This is a genomic window from Duganella sp. BJB1802, from assembly GCF_013369445.1.
GTDB classification, from domain to species: domain Bacteria; phylum Pseudomonadota; class Gammaproteobacteria; order Burkholderiales; family Burkholderiaceae_D; genus Rugamonas; species Rugamonas vulcania_A.
Genome location: NZ_JABWEF010000006.1, coordinates 38,599 through 56,953, shown reverse-complemented (window position 1 = coordinate 56,953; position 18,355 = coordinate 38,599). Strand labels below are relative to the sequence as shown.

The 18,355-nt window shown below is 61.1% G+C and carries 14 protein-coding genes and 1 tRNA gene; 4 read left to right on the top strand and 11 right to left on the bottom strand.

Going from position 1 to position 18,355, the window contains the following annotated elements; genetic code table 11:
• Nucleotides 1–65 precede the first annotated feature (65 nt).
• The 5 genes from HUX88_RS11450 to HUX88_RS11430 all read right to left on the bottom strand — a co-directional run bounded on the left by HUX88_RS11450 (nucleotide 66) and on the right by HUX88_RS11430 (nucleotide 4,847).
• Nucleotides 66–1,358 carry a GGDEF domain-containing protein gene (locus tag HUX88_RS11450; protein WP_176361871.1) on the bottom strand — a complete coding sequence of 431 codons (1,293 nt, stop codon included), beginning with the start codon at nucleotides 1,356–1,358 and terminating at the stop codon, nucleotides 66–68.
• Nucleotides 1,348–2,733 (bottom strand): AAA family ATPase, encoded by a 1,386-nt coding sequence (locus HUX88_RS11445; RefSeq protein ID WP_176361870.1) that lies wholly within the window; start codon nucleotides 2,731–2,733, stop codon nucleotides 1,348–1,350. The genes HUX88_RS11450 and HUX88_RS11445 overlap by 11 nt, the downstream gene beginning before the upstream one ends.
• Before the next feature lie 542 nt (nucleotides 2,734–3,275).
• Entirely contained in the window at nucleotides 3,276–3,545 is a 270-nt protein-coding gene (locus HUX88_RS11440; protein ID WP_217916301.1) for a hypothetical protein, read from the bottom strand.
• 47 nt (nucleotides 3,546–3,592) lie between these two features.
• Nucleotides 3,593–3,823: a hypothetical protein gene (locus HUX88_RS11435; protein WP_176361868.1), complete on the bottom strand. Its 231-nt coding sequence runs from the start codon at nucleotides 3,821–3,823 to the stop codon at nucleotides 3,593–3,595.
• Nucleotides 3,824–3,980: 157 nt separating this feature from the next.
• Nucleotides 3,981–4,847: a phage integrase N-terminal domain-containing protein gene (locus tag HUX88_RS11430; protein ID WP_176361867.1), complete on the bottom strand. Its 867-nt coding sequence runs from the start codon at nucleotides 4,845–4,847 to the stop codon at nucleotides 3,981–3,983.
• A gap of 607 nt (nucleotides 4,848–5,454) precedes the next feature.
• Here HUX88_RS11430 and HUX88_RS33085 point away from each other — a divergent pair.
• A complete protein-coding gene (locus HUX88_RS33085) occupies nucleotides 5,455–5,940 on the top strand; it encodes a helix-turn-helix transcriptional regulator (RefSeq protein ID WP_373886781.1) in 486 nt (161 codons plus the stop codon).
• Nucleotides 5,941–6,035: 95 nt separating this feature from the next.
• Here the strand turns inward: HUX88_RS33085 and HUX88_RS11420 are convergent.
• Nucleotides 6,036–6,112 (bottom strand) — tRNA-Pro (locus tag HUX88_RS11420).
• A gap of 117 nt (nucleotides 6,113–6,229) precedes the next feature.
• Here HUX88_RS11420 and HUX88_RS11415 point away from each other — a divergent pair.
• Nucleotides 6,230–7,066 carry a Sir2 family NAD-dependent protein deacetylase gene (locus HUX88_RS11415; protein WP_176361866.1) on the top strand — a complete coding sequence of 279 codons (837 nt, stop codon included), beginning with the start codon at nucleotides 6,230–6,232 and terminating at the stop codon, nucleotides 7,064–7,066.
• A 5-nt stretch (nucleotides 7,067–7,071) separates the two neighbouring features.
• On the opposite strand, the gene HUX88_RS11410 is transcribed toward HUX88_RS11415, so the two are convergent.
• From HUX88_RS11410 to HUX88_RS11390, 5 genes are all read right to left on the bottom strand, one after another.
• The gene (locus tag HUX88_RS11410; protein WP_117014993.1) at nucleotides 7,072–7,779 is read right to left on the bottom strand and encodes a fumarylacetoacetate hydrolase family protein; all 708 of its coding nucleotides are present in this window, start codon (nucleotides 7,777–7,779) and stop codon (nucleotides 7,072–7,074) included.
• 85 nt (nucleotides 7,780–7,864) lie between these two features.
• Complete coding sequence (locus HUX88_RS11405; protein WP_176361865.1) at nucleotides 7,865–8,479, bottom strand: TetR/AcrR family transcriptional regulator; 615 nt, start codon at nucleotides 8,477–8,479, stop codon at nucleotides 7,865–7,867.
• A gap of 125 nt (nucleotides 8,480–8,604) precedes the next feature.
• Complete coding sequence (gene adeC, locus HUX88_RS11400) at nucleotides 8,605–10,041, bottom strand: AdeC/AdeK/OprM family multidrug efflux complex outer membrane factor (protein WP_176361864.1); 1,437 nt, start codon at nucleotides 10,039–10,041, stop codon at nucleotides 8,605–8,607.
• Nucleotides 10,042–10,043: 2 nt separating this feature from the next.
• A complete protein-coding gene (locus HUX88_RS11395) occupies nucleotides 10,044–13,178 on the bottom strand; it encodes an efflux RND transporter permease subunit (protein ID WP_176361863.1) in 3,135 nt (1,044 codons plus the stop codon).
• 12 nt (nucleotides 13,179–13,190) lie between these two features.
• Nucleotides 13,191–14,378 (bottom strand): efflux RND transporter periplasmic adaptor subunit, encoded by a 1,188-nt coding sequence (locus HUX88_RS11390; protein WP_176361862.1) that lies wholly within the window; start codon nucleotides 14,376–14,378, stop codon nucleotides 13,191–13,193.
• 198 nt (nucleotides 14,379–14,576) lie between these two features.
• On the opposite strand from HUX88_RS11390, the gene HUX88_RS11385 reads away from it, so the two are divergent.
• Together HUX88_RS11385 and HUX88_RS11380 are read left to right on the top strand one after the other, a co-directional pair.
• Nucleotides 14,577–16,733, top strand: coding sequence for a diguanylate cyclase domain-containing protein (locus HUX88_RS11385; RefSeq protein ID WP_217916300.1), 2,157 nt, complete (start codon nucleotides 14,577–14,579; stop codon nucleotides 16,731–16,733).
• Nucleotides 16,734–16,865: 132 nt separating this feature from the next.
• Entirely contained in the window at nucleotides 16,866–18,353 is a 1,488-nt protein-coding gene (locus tag HUX88_RS11380; protein WP_176361861.1) for an ATPase domain-containing protein, read from the top strand.
• Nucleotides 18,354–18,355 lie beyond the last annotated feature (2 nt).

The following is an 18,355-nucleotide window of genomic DNA, read 5'->3' as shown; positions in this document are numbered from 1 at the left end:
CTATTCCTACTTCAGTTGCAAAGCCAACGTCGGCTCCCCCAAACCAGACAGTCAGGGCTGCGTATTTAATACTCTTCAAAAACAACGCAATTTTTCCCCTGATCCTTTGCCCGTTGCTGCGCCGCATCCATTTTAGCAATCACGTTACGGAAGTCGCTTCCCGCCGGCACATCAACTATTCCAATACTCGCTGTGGGGAAAATATCTAAGCCCTTTTCATGCCCGAAGGATTGCATCTCAACTTCGATTTCTTTTCGTATTTTTTCGCCCAATATCGCAGCAGCTTCACCTCTTACACCAGGTGCAAAGGCGACAAGTTCATCGCCCCCCCTTCGGTAAACTTCTGCATATTCGGCCAAACACCGACGTAAGACACAACATGCAAGTTTGATTGCATCATCTCCGCCGCCATGACCAAGTTTTTCATTAACTGATTTGAAATTATCCAAGTCCAATTTAAACACTGCCAAACCATTTTTTTTCGAATCAAACTGAATTAAATTTCGCAGATCCTCTTGCCAATATCTTTGATCTAGAAGCATTCCTAATGAATCTAGCTGCCTCCATTGGCGCAACAATGGGAATGAAATATTTTTCCGCTCCCAATCTCGCAATTTCCAAAATATATCATCAGTTTCAATATCAACCAGATTAAAACTTACAATTAACATATCTAAAATATATTCAATCGTAGCTTTTCTTCGAGCCAAAATTCCATTTGGCTTATAAAAAAATAATACTGATTTAATAAGATCAAGTCCCAACCGCCCATCAAATTCCGTCAACAATGAGCGAGCTTCCCTAACATTAATCTCAGCCAATAATGTTTTTACTTCATCGGATATAACGGCCCCGTAGTCGTTCTCTAGTTGAGACATCGAAAACTGTAACGTTGTCCAATTAATGTAATTCAGCCCATCTATCTTATAGGCCATATTAAGTCTATTTAACAACCAAGAAATGGAAATTATGTTTTCGAAAAAAGTACTTTTACACGTACTTTCGTACGAGTTTAACCAATCACTCCCGCCGAGTTGTAGCAAAACCTTATTCAGATTGCTTGATACGAGCAAAAGGGAGATTGCATCGCCTACTGCAGGTCGAAACACAGCGTCGCCTTCAACTTCGGGAGTATCCCTAACTAGTGCGACAACTCCTTGCGTTCCGCGTTGGTGAGAAATGGCAATAATTTCGCGGGCGGCCTGCTGCGTTGGAACCAAATAGGCGCTCTCATGGCAACAATTCTCGTAAAATCGCCCTTCATTATCGTCGTCCACTAAGACAATGGCACCTTTCACTCCTGCACGCATCATCGAAACCCAATTAGTGATCGCGGGCACTCCAATACTATCGCGCATCAATGCCTCCATCATCGACCAGCTCAGGCCCAGATAGTTCTTTTGTGATGTCCCACCGAGTACCAATTATCACTGGAGAATGAGTGGCTACTATGCCATAGGAATCAGTTAGAGCAAGAATACCCATGAGGTCTTTTAGAAAACGAGATTGCCAAGCGACGTGCAGAGAAATCTCAGGTTCATCGACCAACACCAGTCCATTCTTGGGGGCTCTGAAAAGGAGCTCATATAGCACTACTAACTCGTGCTGCTCGCCAGAAGATAGCTCTTCGATTTTGACAGGCTCGCCAGCAGTTGAACGAAGGCGGAAACCGTACTCGCGTTGAAGTGTCAGAGTTTTATATTTAAAACGGTCATTTACAATATCCATCAATCGGCCAACGCGATCTGCAAGATCATCAAAGACTGCGAGCTTAAGCTTTACGTCATCAACGTAAATAGTTAATGCTTCAGCAGCGCGCCGAACATCATCTTCCGTTAAACCATGCAATCCAACTTCGCTGTCTAGAAAACCAAAACTTATTAACCGCTGACGTTTTGTCTCAAGCTCCTCCATTAATCTTACAATCTCCTTCTCAGGTAGCGGCCTATTACCATCACGGATAAACCGAACAAGCCTCTCCGGAAATGTTCTATCCCGCTCTTGCGAACTTCTAGCATAGTTACCAAGCGCAGCTTTTATGCGCTGGACAATATCTTTCGAATATTGCTCAACCCGCAAACTTTTACTCTGAACCGGCGCATCTTCATCTTCAAAGAAATCTAGCTCTTGATGTAACCGAGTGTCCATGCTTCGAGTTGAAATTTCTGCATCAAGCCTTTTTGTCTCTACGAAAAAAACCTCTAATCCCTCGAAAAGAGGAATTGGAATTGTCCTATATTTTTCTGGCAGATGTGTTATCACGCTCGGGAAACGATCTAGTATCTGATCAACGCTATAAAGTTCAGAAGTGTTAGTGTTTACCCATCCACCGCCGGTTCTGCTAAACGGACTTGGAATAAATCGATCAATCCCATCAAGAACATGCCGAGGAAGTTCTGGCTTTGCAACCTCTACTGCAGACAATTCATTTCCTTGTTGATCTTTAACAATTATACTAGCCTTCCTGATAGCATCCTTTTTCTTGGATAAAGGCTCCGGCGGGCGAACATAGATAGTCGAACCATTATCAAGCCTCGCAATAAACTCCTCGAAAGGTACGCTTGCAAAGATTGAAAGCCGTCCAACAATTAATGATGAGATCATTTTAAGCATCATCGTTTTTCCATAGCCGTTGGGCCCATGGATAATCGTTACCCTATCTGAAAATGCTAATGGAATAATATGGTTAAAAGTTCCGAAAAGGCCTTTAACTTCGATTTCCAATAATTTCATATCTATTCCTAAATTATATAAATATATATTTTTTAATGACTAATCGCCAATCTCTCAGCATACATGATTAAGTAATAATTTAAATGCAAATTAATCCAGAAAGAAAAAATTTAACTTTAACATTGTTGGCTTTTTCAATGAAATCTGCTGAACAAGTTCAGTCATCACAAACGCAGGAGCTTACGGTTACATATCAATAGATCAACTTCATCTAGCACAGAAACGACACCAGCTCCAGCTTGCGTAGCGCTTTTCTCTAATTTTCCAATTATCCATGTCTGCTCTCGGCTGTGGTCGTCACGTTATTTCTTACCCTCTAAGGATCCCTTCGAGCTTATATCAACCCAACTTGGGCGGAGCCCTTTAGCGAACTCTTCCCGGACCTTGGATAAAGACTCGCCACCCATGTCGGCTTCAATTTCACCGATACAGCCCCAACAATCTCCATCGCAGTCAAGGGGCAACGGGTCGTCTTTCCAGTCCAGTCTTCCGCCGCATATGCCGCATGCATTAGACATCTTCAAATCTCTCTCCGATTAATCCTATCCGTCAGATTCTTCTATGATTGCTATCGCATTCTTTGCCGCTTCCATCAGATAAACATCGACATTAGGTGCATCAATAAGCCAACGTACTAACGCCAAGGCACGGGCGTGCTTGCGTCGGGCCAACAAGACTACAGCAACAGTTGCACATGACATTTCCATAAAATATGTCTCTACAAGTTCAACAAGAACCTCGTCAGGTACGGTTGCCCAATCTAGCTCCACAGGAAAAATCATTTGGATTTCCTCTGCTGGAGACACTTTCATCGTTGTCGGCATCAAAACCATTCTAAGCGGACGGCAGTTTTTGGCCGCTAGCGGCGTTCATTACGGCTTAACACATAAAATGCATTCAAAAAGTCTTTTGGTGCACTTGAATTCTCGGCAAGCCCATTAGCAGCAGTGTTAACGTAGAAATCCAAGAACTCGGAGACTGCGCCATCACCGCGCGTGACATAGACCTCAATAAACATTTCCATGCAACGATATGCATCCCGGAGTGAAACCATTTGGTCGAATTCAGAAGCGTTCAAATCAGTATTCATAGTTTCGATGGGTTAGTAAAGGAAAGCATCTGGCCAAACGCAGCCTGTCGAGTGGATATCAATTCTGCGCCCAGCATAGCATTCTTGCCACCAAGGAAAATTCACAATTTGTCACAGCAGCCTGACTAACGCAAACCCGAGAGCAAAACGTCCTGTTTTAACGCCCCAAGTACACCGCCGTAATTTGCTCTCGGCCGTGGCCCATTTCTTCCGACAGTAGCAAGCGCGCCGAGAGATCAGATTGCCTTTGCTCCGGCCCTAGCTGAGATGACCGAGGCCCACCTCGTGCTGGGCATTGCCAGCCGGTGAGCTGGCGGTAGCGTTCCTGCGCGTAGTCGTGGCGCAGTCCATGTACACCGTGAATTCCCACCTTATCGCACTGTGCTCGAAAGCGCTGAAGCTGATCGCGGTAGCGCAGGTTAGCCAGGATGAGACTACCGCCAGCAACAAGCCGCTTGGCCTCATTGAGCACGGTGCGTTGTTCAGGCGTGCGGATGGCGATCTCGCGATACTTGCCGCCCTTGGTCCAGGTGTCTTTAAGTTTAAGTCGATCGCCGCCATCGGCCCACGCCGGCACGATCTTGATGCTCTCCTCGCGCCTCAAGCCAAACGCGGATTGCAACCGCAGGGACATGGCCGTGTAAACATCCGTGATCTTCGCCAGGCGCGCATCGTCAAGCACCTTGGCCTTGGAGATATTGGTGACAAAGGTGCGCTTGTCGATGTCATAGCTGCCGTTGTCGCGCGCGATGATGTTGTCCTTGCCGATCTTCTGCGCCCACCATCGCATGGCACTCATTCGGTTCTTCATCGTGCCGGCGCTGATGCCATCAGCCTTCCACTGCTGCACCAGCGCATCCACATGCTTGGGGCGCAGACTGTCAGCATTCATATGGCGATATCCAAGATCGTGCAACTGGTTCGCCACGTGCGAGAGTATCCGCGCGCGGTCGGACTGCGTGGCGTAGCTGCCATCGCGATTGCGGTCACATAGCTGCTTGAGTTGATAGTTCAAGTCGCGCATCGCATGCTCCTAAAATCAAACCTGGTGTGATCGAGTCAGATGAGTGTTTCTAGCCACCGTGCTTGCCGCAGCAAGGACGGGTTGTAAAGGCTCCGGGACACCACTCCCGTGTATGCGGTATGTTCACTGCTTGCCCGCGCCGCATGCGCGTATGGCGCCGCGATCCGCTCCTTGTAGAAGCCTGATCACGGTGGGACCAGTTACCCAGGGTCCATGGGGTGTGCCTCGCACACGTTGTCGGCCCACGAGGGGCATGGTTGGCAAGCAGCGTTCTGCTGCGCTGATAGCGGTAGATCCGCTGTCACTGGCCGCCGTCACTGAGAAAACAGCGGCGCAGCCCATATAGCGCTTGGTTGCTAGCGCGTCGTCACTGGCAGCAGGCCGCCAGTAACGACGCGCGGTTTGCGCCGCAGACTAGGGCGGCATATCGACATGCACGCGGCGGCAGATCGCAGCGTAAGGTGGGGACGGTGCGTGAATGCGCACGATGTGACGCGCAGCTCCCTCGAGGGAAGGATGCGCAATATGGATGCAGCCTATCCAGGCTGATCGCGGGCTCGCTCAAAGGCGAAGCCAATCTAAAAACAAATGTGGAGACTAAGGGCGCGTGACGAGCGCTACGCCTGGCGTGATGCCAAGTTGCGCGAAGGGCGATCCCTTCGCGTCGAAAAGCATATTGTCCTCCACCTGGCATCGCGCCGGCATCACCGACTTAAAATTCTCATCGATTTATTTGTCGACGAAGCTGGCGAAGAATCGACACCAAAAACCGGGCCAATTTCGGGTCGCACTTGCGCGGCAGTTGGAGGACAGTGCTGGCAGCACATGGACAACGGAGGAAGACATGAAACGATCACCCCTGCCCCGCACCACACGAATGATCCGCCTGCCGGAAGTGATGGCGATCTGCGGGCTGTCGCGCAGCACCGTCTACGCCTACACCAAGCGCGGCGAATTCCCGGCGCGGGTTAAGATAACCAGGCACGCTTCGGCATGGGTTCGGGATGAGGTGCTGGCCTGGGTAGAAAGCCGTATCCAAGCCAGTCGCGGTTGTACCCCAACACCGGCAGAAAATCGTGAGACTGGGGTTTGACCGCTAAAAGAAGTTTGTTGGGGTATTTGTTGGGGTACAGACTTGTAAAAACAACAAAGGCCAGTCCGAAGACTGGCCTAAGCTGTTGATTCTATTGGTCGGGGCGAGAAGATTCGAACTTCCGACCCCTTGCACCCCATGCAAGTACGCTACCAGGCTGCGCTACGCCCCGACGAATTTGAGATTATAGCAGCCCCTTTAAGTATTTGTCATGTTTGCTTTCGCGTGGCCGCAACACCCCGCCCGGCAGGAGTAAGATGAGAATTTTCCGCCCTCCATCGAAACCCGCATGCACTCCCCCGCCGAACTCGCCGCCCTGGAACAAGCCGCCGATCTCGTCCGCCAGGCCGATGCCCTGATCGTCGCCGCCGGCGCCGGCATGGGCGTCGATTCCGGCTTGCCCGACTTCCGCGGCAACGAGGGCTTCTGGAAAGTCTACCCCGCCCTCGGCCGCGCCGGCATGGAATTCGCCAGCGTCGCCACGCCCTACACCTTCCGCTCCGATCCCACGCTGGCCTGGGGCTTCTACGGCCATCGCCTGCAGCTCTACCGCGATACCGCGCCGCACGCCGGCTTCGCCCTGCTCAAGGCCTGGGGCGACAAGATGGATGCCGGCTACGGCGTCTTCACCAGCAACGTCGACGGCCACTTCCAGCGCGCCGGCTTCGACCCGCAGCGCATCTACGAATGCCATGGCTCCATCCATCACCTGCAATGCATGGAACCCTGCGGCCCCGATATCTGGAGCGCAGACGGCTTCGTGCCGCAGGTCGATACCGAGGCCTGCCGCCTGCTGAACGCCGCGCCGACATGCCCGCACTGCGGCGGCATGGCGCGGCCGAATATCCTGATGTTCGGCGATTGGGGCTGGAACGAGCGCCGCGCGATGATGCAGGAGGCGCGGCTGGAAGCTGTGCTGCAAGCGGCGCAACGTCCGCTGGTGATCGAACTGGGCGCGGGCGCCGTGATACCGTCGGTGCGCAATTTCAGCCAGCGCGTGATCGTCAAGTACGGCGGCCGCATGATACGGATTAATCCGCGCGAGCCGGATGTCGCCAGCCCGCGCGATGTCGGCCTGGCGATGGGCGCCCTGGCAGCCCTGACGGCGATCGCCGCCTTGCTATAAACGGTTTATACCAATTTGACCGCAATGCCGGACAGGCCGTCCACCGCGCCCACCAGCGTCTGCCCGCGCACAACCGCGCCCACGCCTTCCGGCGTGCCGCTGAAGATCAAGTCCCCCGGCGCCAGGGCGAACAGCGTGGACAAATTGGCGATGGTCTCGCTGATCGACCAGATCAGGTGATCGATGGTGGCCGACTGTTTGGTCACGCCATCCACCTCCAGCCGGATCGCCGCGTGGTTGATGTCGCCCGCTTCGGCCGCGCGGTGGATCAGGCCCACCGGTGCCGAGTAGTCGAAGGCCTTGCCGATTTCCCACGGACGTCCGGCGTCGCGCATCTTGAATTGCAGGTCGCGCCGCGTCATGTCCAACCCCACCGCGTAGCCGAAGATATGCCCGGCCGCGTCTTCCACGGCGATGTCGCTGCCGCCCTTGCCGATGGCGACCACCAGCTCGCACTCGTAGTGCAGGTTGTTGGTCACCTGCGGATACGGCAGCTCCAGCACCGCGCCCGGCGCCACCGGGATGACCGCTTGCGCGTCATTCGGTTTGCAGAAGAAGAACGGCGGTTCGCGGTCAGGGTCGAAGCCCATCTCGCGGGCATGCGCGGCGTAGTTGCGGCCGACGCAGTAGACGCGGCGTACGGGGAACAGCTCTGAAGTGCCGGCGACCGGCAGGCCGACGATGTCGTGGGCGGGAATAACGTAGGATGGCATGATGCTCCGATAGCTGGAATGGGAGATCAGGCATGGTACAACAGCCTCCGCCCGCGTGCAGCGGACGGAAACAATACGAGACAAATCAGGTCATCAGCAGCGCGCGCATGGCGACGCGGAAGGCATCCGCCAAGCTGGCGCGGTCCATGTCCGGCCGATACAGCGCACGTATCGTCAGGCCGTGGAAGTAGGAGATCAGCGTGTCGAGGCGGCCGTCCAGCAGCACGTCGTCCACCGGCAGGTTGCGCTGTTCGCGCCCACGCTTGACCAGCGCCCGCAACTGCGCCCGCGAGACTTCCTCGTTCTCGCGCATCTTGGCGGCGATGACCGGATTGCGCGAGGCCTCGGCAAACATCTCCAGCGGCACGCTCCACGGCTGCGGGTCGAGCGACTCGTCGATGTGGATGGGCGCATCTTCCAGGATCGCTTCCAGCGGATCCTCGCGCGAGGCCAGGTCGCGCAGCAGGCCCGATACATGTTCGGCCTCACGCGCCACGAAGGCCAGGATGATGGCGTCCTTGCCGTCGAAGTAGTTGTAGATATGGCCGGCGCTCATGCCGGCCTGCTTGGATATCTCGGCCATGCTGGCGCCGTGGAAGCCGCTGCGCGCAAAGCAGACAGCGGCCGCTTCCAGCACCTGGTTGCGCCGGTTCTGCGCCCGTTCCGGGTCGGTACGTCGTTTTGCGATGGGTGCGGTCATGGGGTCTTCCTTGGGTAACGGTCTTGCCTGAGGCGGTACTGTGGCGAAGGCTGCCACTTTTGTCAATTTATCAGCGACCGGAGGCGGCGGGCGCGCAACACTCGCCGCCCGCCGCCCCAACCGCGCTAGCCCCGCTGTGGCGAGACTTCCGGCTGCCAGCCGCCGCCCAGCACCTTGTACAGCGTGACCGCGTTGCTGGACTTGCCCAGCCGCGCGGTGATCAGCCCTTGCTGCGCCGCGTACAGCGCGCGCTGCGACACCAGCGCGTTCAGGTACGAGTCCGCGCCCTTGCGGTAGCGCGCCTCGTGGATGCGGAAGCTCTTGTCGGCCGCGTCGACCAGCGCCTGCTGCGAAGCGATGCGTTCATCCAGCGTGCCGCGCTGGGCCAGCGCGTCGGCCACCTCGCGGAACGCCACCTGGATCGCCTTCTCGTACTGCGCCACCGAGATGTCGCGATTGGCCTTGGCGATATTCAGGTTGGCGCGATTGACGCCGCCGTCGAAGATCGGCAAATTGATCTGCGGGACGAAGCTCCACGTCGACGATCCCGCCTTGAACAGACCGGACAAATTGCTGCTCGCGCTGCCGCCCGACGCCGTCAGCGATATGCTGGGGAAGAAGGCGGCGCGCGCCACGCCGATGTTGGCGTTGGCGGCGCGCAGGGCGCGTTCGGCTTCCTGCACGTCGGGCCGCGCCTGCAGCAGGTCCGACGGCAGGCCGGCCGGAATCGCGGCCAGCTGCGTCACCGCGCCCGGTTCGCCCGCCGGCAGCAGGTCCGCAGGCACGCCGCTGCCGACCAGCAGCGTCAGCGCGTTCTGGTCCAGCGCCACCTGCGCCGTGTAGACCGCCATGTCGCTGCGCGCCGATTCCACGCTGGTCTGCGCCTCGTACATGTCCACGCCGGAGGTGACGCCCGAATCGAAGCGTTTTTTGCTCAGGTCATAGGAAGTCTGCTGGCTGCGCAGCGTTTCCGCCGCCAGCTTCAGGCGCTGCTGGTCGGCGATCAGCGTCAGGTAGGCGTTGGCCACCTCGGCCACCAGAGTGATCTGCTGCGCGCGGCGCGCCTCCTCGGTGCCGAGGTAGGTCTGCAAACCCGCCTCGGACAGGTTGCGCACCTTGCCGAAGAAGTCCAGCTCATACGACGCCATCGCCAGCCCGCCGCTGTACTGACGGTTGATGGCCGCCTCGCCGGTGCCGGTCATGTTTGAGGGCGTGCGCGATGCGCTCTGACTGACGTTGGCCGACAGCTTGGGCAGCAAGGCCGCGCTGTCGATGTTGTACTGCGCCTTGGCCTTCTCGATGTTGAGAACCGATACGCGCAGGTCGCGGTTGTTGGCCAGCGCCAGCTCGATCACCTTGCGCAGGCGCTCGTCGGCGAAGTATTCGCGCCACTGGATTTCGGACACCGGCTTGGCATCGGCCGCCGCTGCCGGCACACCCTTGTAGGCATCGCCGGCCGGCCAGGCTTGCGCCACCGGTTGCGCCGGACGTTCATACACCGGCGCCAGGCTGCAACCGCCCAGCATCGCCAGCGCCGCCATTGTGAGTAAGGATTTTTTCATGATTAATGCGCCTCCACAGCGGCAACAGGAGCGGCGGCCTTCTTGCTGAAGAAGCCGCGCACCAGTACAAAGAACACCGGCACAAAGAAGATGCCCAGGAAGGTGGCGGACAGCATCCCGCCCAACACACCGACGCCGATCGCGTTCTGGCTGCCGGAACCGGCACCGCTGCTGATCGCCAGCGGCAGCACGCCGAGGCCGAACGCGATGGACGTCATCAGGATAGGACGCAGCCGCAGGCGCACGGCCTGCAGGGTCGCCTGCTTCAGCTCCACGCCCTGCTCCTGCAGCTCCTTCGCGAACTCCACGATCAGGATCGCGTTCTTCGCCGCCAGGCCCACCACGGTCAGCAAGCCGACCTGGAAGTACACGTCGTTCGACAGCTTGAACACGAACGTCGCCAGCACCGTGCCGATCACGCCCAGCGGCACGATCAGCAGCACAGAGAACGGAATCGACCAGCTTTCATACAGCGCGGCCAGGCACAGGAACACGATCAGGATCGAGATCGCATACAGCTGCGTGGTCTGCGAGCCGGAGTCGCGTTCCTCGGTCGACAGGCCGGTCCACTCGAAGCCTATCCCCGGCGGCAGCTTGGCCGCCATCTTTTCGATTTCCGCCATCGCGGCGCCCGAGCTCTGGCCCGGCGCCGGCATGCCGAGGATCTCGGTCGACGGCAGGCCGTTGTAGCGCTCCAGGCGCGGCGACGCAAAGATCCATTTGCCGGTCGAGAAGGCCGAGAAAGGCACCATCTCGCCGTCGGCGTTGCGGACGAACCATTTGCCCAGGTCTTCCGGCGACATGCGCGAATCGGGCTGGCCCTGCATGTACACCTTCTTCACGCGGCCACGGTCGACGAAGTCGTTGACGTAGGCGCTGCCCCAGGCGGTGCTCAGCACCTTGTTCACATCGGCGATGGACAAGCCCAGCGCGGTGGCCTTCTGCTGGTCGACGGTGATCTTGTACTGCGGCGTGTCTTCCTGCCCGTTAGGACGGACCGCCATCAGCACCGGATTCTTGGACGCCATGCCCAGCATCTGGTTACGCGCCGCCATCAGCGCATCGTGGCCAACGCCGCCCTGGTCCTGCAGCTGCAAATCGAAGCCGCTGGCGTTACCCAGTTCCAGCACGGCCGGCGGCGCGAAGGCGAACACCATCGCGTCCTTGATCTGCGAGAAGCTGCCCATGGCGCGGCCGACGATGGCACTGACGCGCTGGCCGGCGCCCTTGCGCTCGGACCAGTCCTTCATGCGCACGAAGGCGATGCCGGTGTTCTGGCCGTTGCCGCTGAAGCTGAAGCCAGCCACCGCGAACACCGACGCCACCGAATCCTTTTCCTCGGTCAGGAAGTGCTGCTCGACTTTTTCGATCACCTTCAGCGTGCGCTGTTGGGTCGCGCCGGTCGGCAGCTGGATCTGCGAGAACAGCACGCCCTGGTCTTCCTCCGGCAGGAAGGAAGTCGGCAGGCGCACGAACACGAAGGCCAGCACCGCCAGCAGCAGCGCGTACATCACCAGCGAACGTCCGCTGCGGTTCAGCAGCGCGCCCACCCAGCCTTGGTACTTGAAGCTACCGCGGTCGAAGCTGCGGTTGAACCAGCCGAAGAAGCCGGTATTGATCGCGGCGTGTCCCTTGGCCACAGGCTTGAGCAAGGTCGCGCACAGCGCCGGCGTGAAGATCATCGCCACCAGCACCGACAGCACCATCGCCGACACGATCGTCACCGAGAACTGGCGGTAGATCACGCCGGTGGAGCCGCCGAAGAAGGCCATCGGCACGAACACCGCCGACAGCACCATGGCGATGCCCACCAGCGCGCCGCTGATCTGGCCCATCGACTTGCGCGTCGCCTCGATCGGGGACAAGCCCTCCTCCGTCATCACGCGCTCGACGTTCTCCACCACCACGATGGCGTCGTCGACCAGCAGGCCGATCGCCAGCACCACCGCGAACATGGTCAGCGTGTTGATCGAGTAGCCCAACGCCGACAGGATCGCGAAGGTCCCCAGCAGCACCACCGGCACCGCCATCGTCGGGATCAGCGTGGCGCGGAAGTTTTGCAGGAACAGGTACATCACCAGGAACACCAGGACCACCGCCTCCACCAGCGTCTTGACCACTTCCTCGATCGACAGCTTGACGAACGGCGTGGTGTCGAAGGCGATCACCGCCTTCATCCCGGCCGGGAACTGCTTCTCCATGACAGCGATGCGCGCCTTGACGGCGTTGGCGGTATCGAGCGCGTTGGCGCCGGTGGCCAGCTTGATGGCGACGCCGGTGGCCGGCTTGCCGTTGTAGCGGGCCAGCACGTTGTAGTTCTCGCTGCCCAGCTCCATGCGGGCCACGTCGCGCAGGTGCACGGTGGCGCCGCTGCTGGCGGTCTTCAGCAGGATCGCGCCGAACTGCTCGGCGGTCTGCAGGCGGCTCTGCGCCGACACGGTGGCGTTGAGCTGCTGCCCCGCCACGGCGGGCGCGCCGCCCAGTTCACCGGCCGACACCTCGGTATTCTGCGCGGTGATGGCGGCGGTGACGTCGGCCGGCGTGAGTTGATAGCTTTGCAGCTTGGCCGGATCGAGCCAGATCCGCATCGCGTACTGGGCACCGAACAGTGTCACGTCGCCCACGCCCTCGATGCGGCTGAGCGGATCGATGACGTTGGCGGCCACGTAGTCGCCCAGGTCGGCCTGCTTCATGCCGCCATCCTCGGACACGAAGCCCAGCACCATCATGAAGTTCTTGGTGGCCTTGGCCACCACCAGGCCTTGCTGCGTGACGATGGCCGGCAGCAGCGGCGTCGCCAGCTGCAGCTTGTTCTGCACCTGCACCTGGGCGATGTCCGGATTGGTGCCGCTCCTGAAGGTCAGCGTGATGCTGATGCCGCCGGTGCCGTCGCTCGACGAGGACATGTAGCGCAAGCCGTCGATGCCCTTCATCTTCTGTTCGATGACCTGGGTGACGGCGTCTTCCACCGTCTTGGCGGAGGCGCCCGGATACGAGCCGCTGATCGAAATCGACGGCGGCGCGATGCTTGGATACTGCGCGATCGGCAGGCCGAGGATCGCGATCACGCCCGAGAGCATGATGACGATGGCGACGACCCACGCGAAGATCGGGCGGTCAATAAAGAAACGTGACATGGCGATGCTCCTTTATTGGGCGCTCTTGGCGCTGGACGGCATGGCGCCGCCCACGGCCACGGCGGCGGCGGGCTTGGCTGCGTTGGCCGGCGCGCCCGGCTTCACCTTCTGCACGCCTTCGACGATCAGCAGGTCGCCCGCGTTCAGGCCGGACTTGACCAGCCAGCGATCGCCCATGGTGCCGCCCGTGACCAGCATGCGCTGTTCGACCTTGCCTTCCTTGTTGAGCACCAGCGCGGTCGCCTCGCCCTTGGCGTTGCGGGTCACGCCCTGCTGCGGCACGGCGATGGCCTGCTCGTTGACGCCCGATTCCACCACCGCGCGCACGAACATGCCGGGCAGCAGATCGTGCTTCGGATTCGGGAACAGCGCGCGCAGGGTGACGTTGCCGGTGCCGGTATCGACCGTCACATCGGAGAACTGCAGCTTGCCGCTTTCGGCGTACTTGCTGCCGTCCGACAGCAGCAGCGTGACCTTGGCCTGGCCGCCGGACTGTTTCAGGCCGCCGCTTTCCAGCTCGCGCTTCAGGCGCAACAGGTCCTCGCTCGATTGCGTGACATCGACATAGATCGGATCCAGCTGCTGCACGGTGGTCAGCGCGGTGGACTGGTTGGCCGTCACCAGCGCGCCCGGCGTGACGGCCGAGCGGCTGATACGGCCGCTGATCGGCGCGTCGACGTGCGTGTATTTGAGGTTGATGGACGCCTGCTCCAGCGCGGCGGCGGCCGATTCCACGTCGGCCTTGGCCTGCTCGTTGGCGGCGACGGCGTCGTCGTAGTCCTGCCGGCTCACGCCCTCGATCGCCACCAGGTCCTTGTAGCGCGCCACTTTCGGGCCGCTGGTCATCAGGTTGGCTTTGGCCTTGGCCAGCGCCGCCTTGGCCGAGTTGTAGGCCGCCTGGTAGCTGGCCGCGTCGATCTGGTACAGCGCCACGCCGGCCTTGACGTCGGCGCCCTCGACGAACAGGCGTTTTTGTATCAGTCCGCTGACCTGCGGGCGCACTTCGGCCACCTGGAAGGCGGCGGTGCGGCCCGGCAGTTCGGTCGTGATGTGCAGCGCTTCCGGCGCCACCTTAAAAACGCCCACTTCCGCCACCGGTGCGCTGTGAGCGCCCGGTGCCTCGGTCGTGGATGGGGAGCAGCCGGCGGCGAGCGCGGCTGCGGTGATCAGGGCTGCGGTCCTGCAGAAAAGAGCTTCCATGGTGGGACTTCCTGTATAAAAATTGTGCATAGGCTCGTAGAATGAACGATCATTCTAATTAAGTCAAGCAAGTTTTTTGTCCATGACACGACAGATCGTGGCGATTGAAGGGGAATTTCTTCCTCTGACAGGGCATGCGCCACGCCCGGTGCTACAATGAATTTAATTTCTTTCGGACATCATTTTTTGGCCCGAACCATGACCTCGCAGCCCATCCCACGCACGGCCCGGCCGCGCCTCACCACGCTGGTGACAGCGGGAGTGGCCGCGACGGTGCTGATGTCGGTGCTGTCGCTGCTGGTGCTGGTCGATCACTTCGCCATCGACTACGCCGAACGCGAAGCGGGCCTGCGTTTGCAGCAGCTGTCGTGGCAGACGCGCGATGCGCTCAACCGCGTGGTGCAGAAAGCCACCGGCGACGTCCAACTGCTCACCGAGCTGCCGCAGATCCGCGACGCCCGCTCCCCCGCCGAGATCCGCCAGGTGCTCGAAAGCCTGCAAAAAACCTTTCCCGACTACGCGTGGATCGGCCTGGCCAATCCCGACGGCAGCGTCTACGCCGCCACCCAGGGCCAGCTCGAAGGCCAGGACGTCGGCACGCGCGCCTGGTTCAAGGGCGGGCGCGAAAAGCTCTACGCCGGCGACTTCCACCCCGCCCCGCTGCTCGGCAAGAAGCTGCCGTACAACGCCGACCCGTGGCGCTTCGTCGACGCCGCCGGCCCGGTGCGGCGCAGCGACGGCAGCTACCGCGGCGTGCTGTGCGTGCACATGAGCTGGAACTGGGCGCGGCGGCTGGCGCTCACCATCCTCACCCCGGCCGACCAGCAGTATTCGGCCGACATCTACGTGGTGCGCGCCGACGGCACCGTGATGCTCGGCCCCAAGGGCACCGAGGAGACCACCATCGCCGCCACGAGCCTGGCGCTGTCGCAAACCGGCGCGCCGGGATCGCTTAAGGAAACCTGGCCCGACGGCCACAGCTACCTGACCGGCTTCTCGCGCACCGGCGACGCGAACAATCCCGCCACGCTGACCTGGTCGGTGCTGGTGCGCCAGCGCGAGGACGTGGCGCTGGCCGGCGCCCGCGCGCTGGAGCGCCAGATCCTGCTGCTGGGCGCCATCCTCGGCGCGGCCATGGCGCTGGCCGCGTCGGCGGCGGCGCGGCGCCTCACGCGTCCGCTCAATGCGCTCAGCAAGAACATCGAGGAGCGCTCGGCCGCGCCGGCCGACACCCCGTCCGACGCGCTGCCGCCCATCCCGCTGGTCGACAGCTTCCACGAGGCGCAGGTGCTGTCGCGGGCGCTGGCCGACCTGGTGAGCAACGAGCAGGGCCACCTGGCCACGCTGCGCCGCATGAACGAGCAGCTGGAAACCACGGTGGGCGAGCGCACCCGCGAGATCGCCCGCAAGGCGCTGCTGCTGGAGCGCGCGCTGGCGCAGGAGCAGAGCACGCAGCTGCTGCTGCAGGAACGCGCGGCCGAGCTGCGCGCCATCCTGGACAACGCGCACGACGCCTTCATCGCCCTCGATCCGGGCGGCGTGGTGCTGGACTGGAACCGCCAGGCCGAGAAGCTGATCGGCTGGAGCCGCGCCGAGGTGATCGGCCAGCCGCTGGCGGCCATGGTGCTGCCGCCGCTGCTGCGCCGCGCCTACGAGCGCGACATGCGCCAGCTGGCCGAGTGCGGCGGCGACACGGTGCTCAACCGCCGCATCGAGCTCACGCTGCACAACCGCGCCGGCCAGGAGCTGCCGGTGGAGGTGTCGCTGGCCTACGTGCCGCGCAGCAGCGGCCACCTGTTCATCGCCTTCCTGCACGACATCAGCGAGCGCAAGTCGCTGTTCGAATCGATGGCGGCGATGGCGCTGCGCGACACGCTGACCGGCCTGCCCAACCGGCGCGCGCTGATGACCGCGCTGGCCGAGGCGGTCCAGCGCGCCAGCCGCCTGCGCCACAGCTGCGCCGTGTTCTTCCTCGACCTCGACCGCTTCAAGCAGGTCAACGACCAGTACGGCCACGAGGAGGGCGACGAGCTGCTGCGCCAGTTCGCGGTGCGGGTCCAGCACACCGTGCGCAAGACCGACACCGTGGGCCGGCTGGCGGGCGACGAGTTCATCGTCATCCTGGAGAACCTGCACAGCGACACCGCCGCCCAGGAGACCGCCGACAAGCTGCGGCCGGCGCTGCTCCAGCCGTTCCGCCTCAAGACCGCCACCGTCTCGCTGAGCGCGAGCATCGGCATCGCCATCCACCATCCCGACGATCCGCAGGACATCGAGATGCTGCTCAACCGCGCCGACCGCGCCATGTACGCCGACAAGCAGCGCCATGCCGCCGCGTCCCCGAGCGTCGCCTAGCCGCCCGGCAATTATGTTCGCCAGCGTACGCACGCTTGCATATCGAAAATCCCGCGCCGCCTGTTTCAGGTAGTATCAGGCGAAAATACGCTGCGGGCGTGCTCCGCGGCGGCCACATTTCGGAGCATGGCCATGCAAGCCCAAAACAGCGTCACCACCCTCTTTCTATCCTCCGGCGTGCCGGGCCTGGACGAGATCCTGGCCGGCGGCCTGACCCGCGACCGCCTGTACCTGGTCGAGGGCGAACCGGGCACCGGCAAGACCACGCTGGCGCTGCAGTTCCTCAACGAGGGCGCGCGCCACGGCGAATCCGTGCTGTACATCACCCTGGCCGAGACCGCCGTCGAACTGCGCAGCGTGGCCGAGTCGCACGGCTGGACCATGGAGGGCATCCACATCGAGGAGATCCTGCCCAACGAGGACGTGCTCGACCCGGAACAGCAGTACACCATCTTCCACCCGTCCGAGATCGAGCTGGGCACCACCACCCAGCGCATCGTCGCGGCGATCGACAAATACCGCCCGCGCCGGGTGGTGCTCGATTCGCTGTCCGAGCTGCAGCTGCTGGCGGAAAGCCCGCTGCGCTACCGCCGCCAGGTGCTGGCGCTCAAGCAGTACCTCACCAGCCGCAGCTGCACCACCATCTTCCTCGACGACCGCACCGCCCTCAGCACCGACCTGCAGGTGCGCAGCGTGGCGCACGCGGTGCTGACGCTCGAGCAGGTGGACCAGGCCTACGGCGCCGAGCGGCGCCGGCTGCGGGTGGTCAAATACCGCGGCATCGCCTTCCACGGCGGCGCCCACGACTACAAGATCGCCAGCGGCGGGCTGAAGGTCTTCCCGCGCCTGGTGGCGGCCGCCACCCGCGCCGGCGGCGCGCGGCGCCAGCTCTCGAGCGGCCTGCCGGAGCTGGACCAGCTGATCGGCGGCGGCCTGGAGGAAGGCATGAGCACGCTGATCTCCGGCCCGCCCGGCACCGGCAAGTCCACGCTGGCGGCGCAGTTCGTCCACGCCGCCAGCGAGCGCGGCGAGCCGTGCGCCATGTTCCTGTTCGAGGAGGCGCGCAACAACATGCTCAACCGCTCCACCGGGCTGGGCATGAAGCTGGCGCAGGCCATGGAGCGCGGCCTGCTGACGATCCAGCAGATCGACCCGGCCGAGCTGGCGCCGGGCCAGTTCACGTACGCGGTCACGCAGGCGGTCGAGCGCGGCGCGCGCATGGTCGTCATCGACAGCCTGAACGGCTACCTGAACGCCGTGCCGGACGAGCGCTTCCTGTCCATCTACCTGCACGAGCTGCTGACCTACCTGGGCCAGCGCGGCGTGGTCAGCATCGTGGTCGGCGTCCAGCAAGGCATGATCGGCAGCGGCATGAGCACCACCATCGACGCCAGCTACATCGCCGACAACGTCATCATGCTGCGCTACTTCGAGGCGCAGGGCGAGGTGCGGCAGGCGATCTCCGTGTTCAAGAAGCGCGGCAGCGCGCACGAGCGCACCATCCGCAGCTTCCAGATCGGCCGCGAGGGCATCCGGGTCGGCCCGGTGCTGCAGGACTTCCACGGCATCCTGACCGGCGTGCCCACCTACGACGGGCCCAAATCCCGCAAAGCCGACTGACC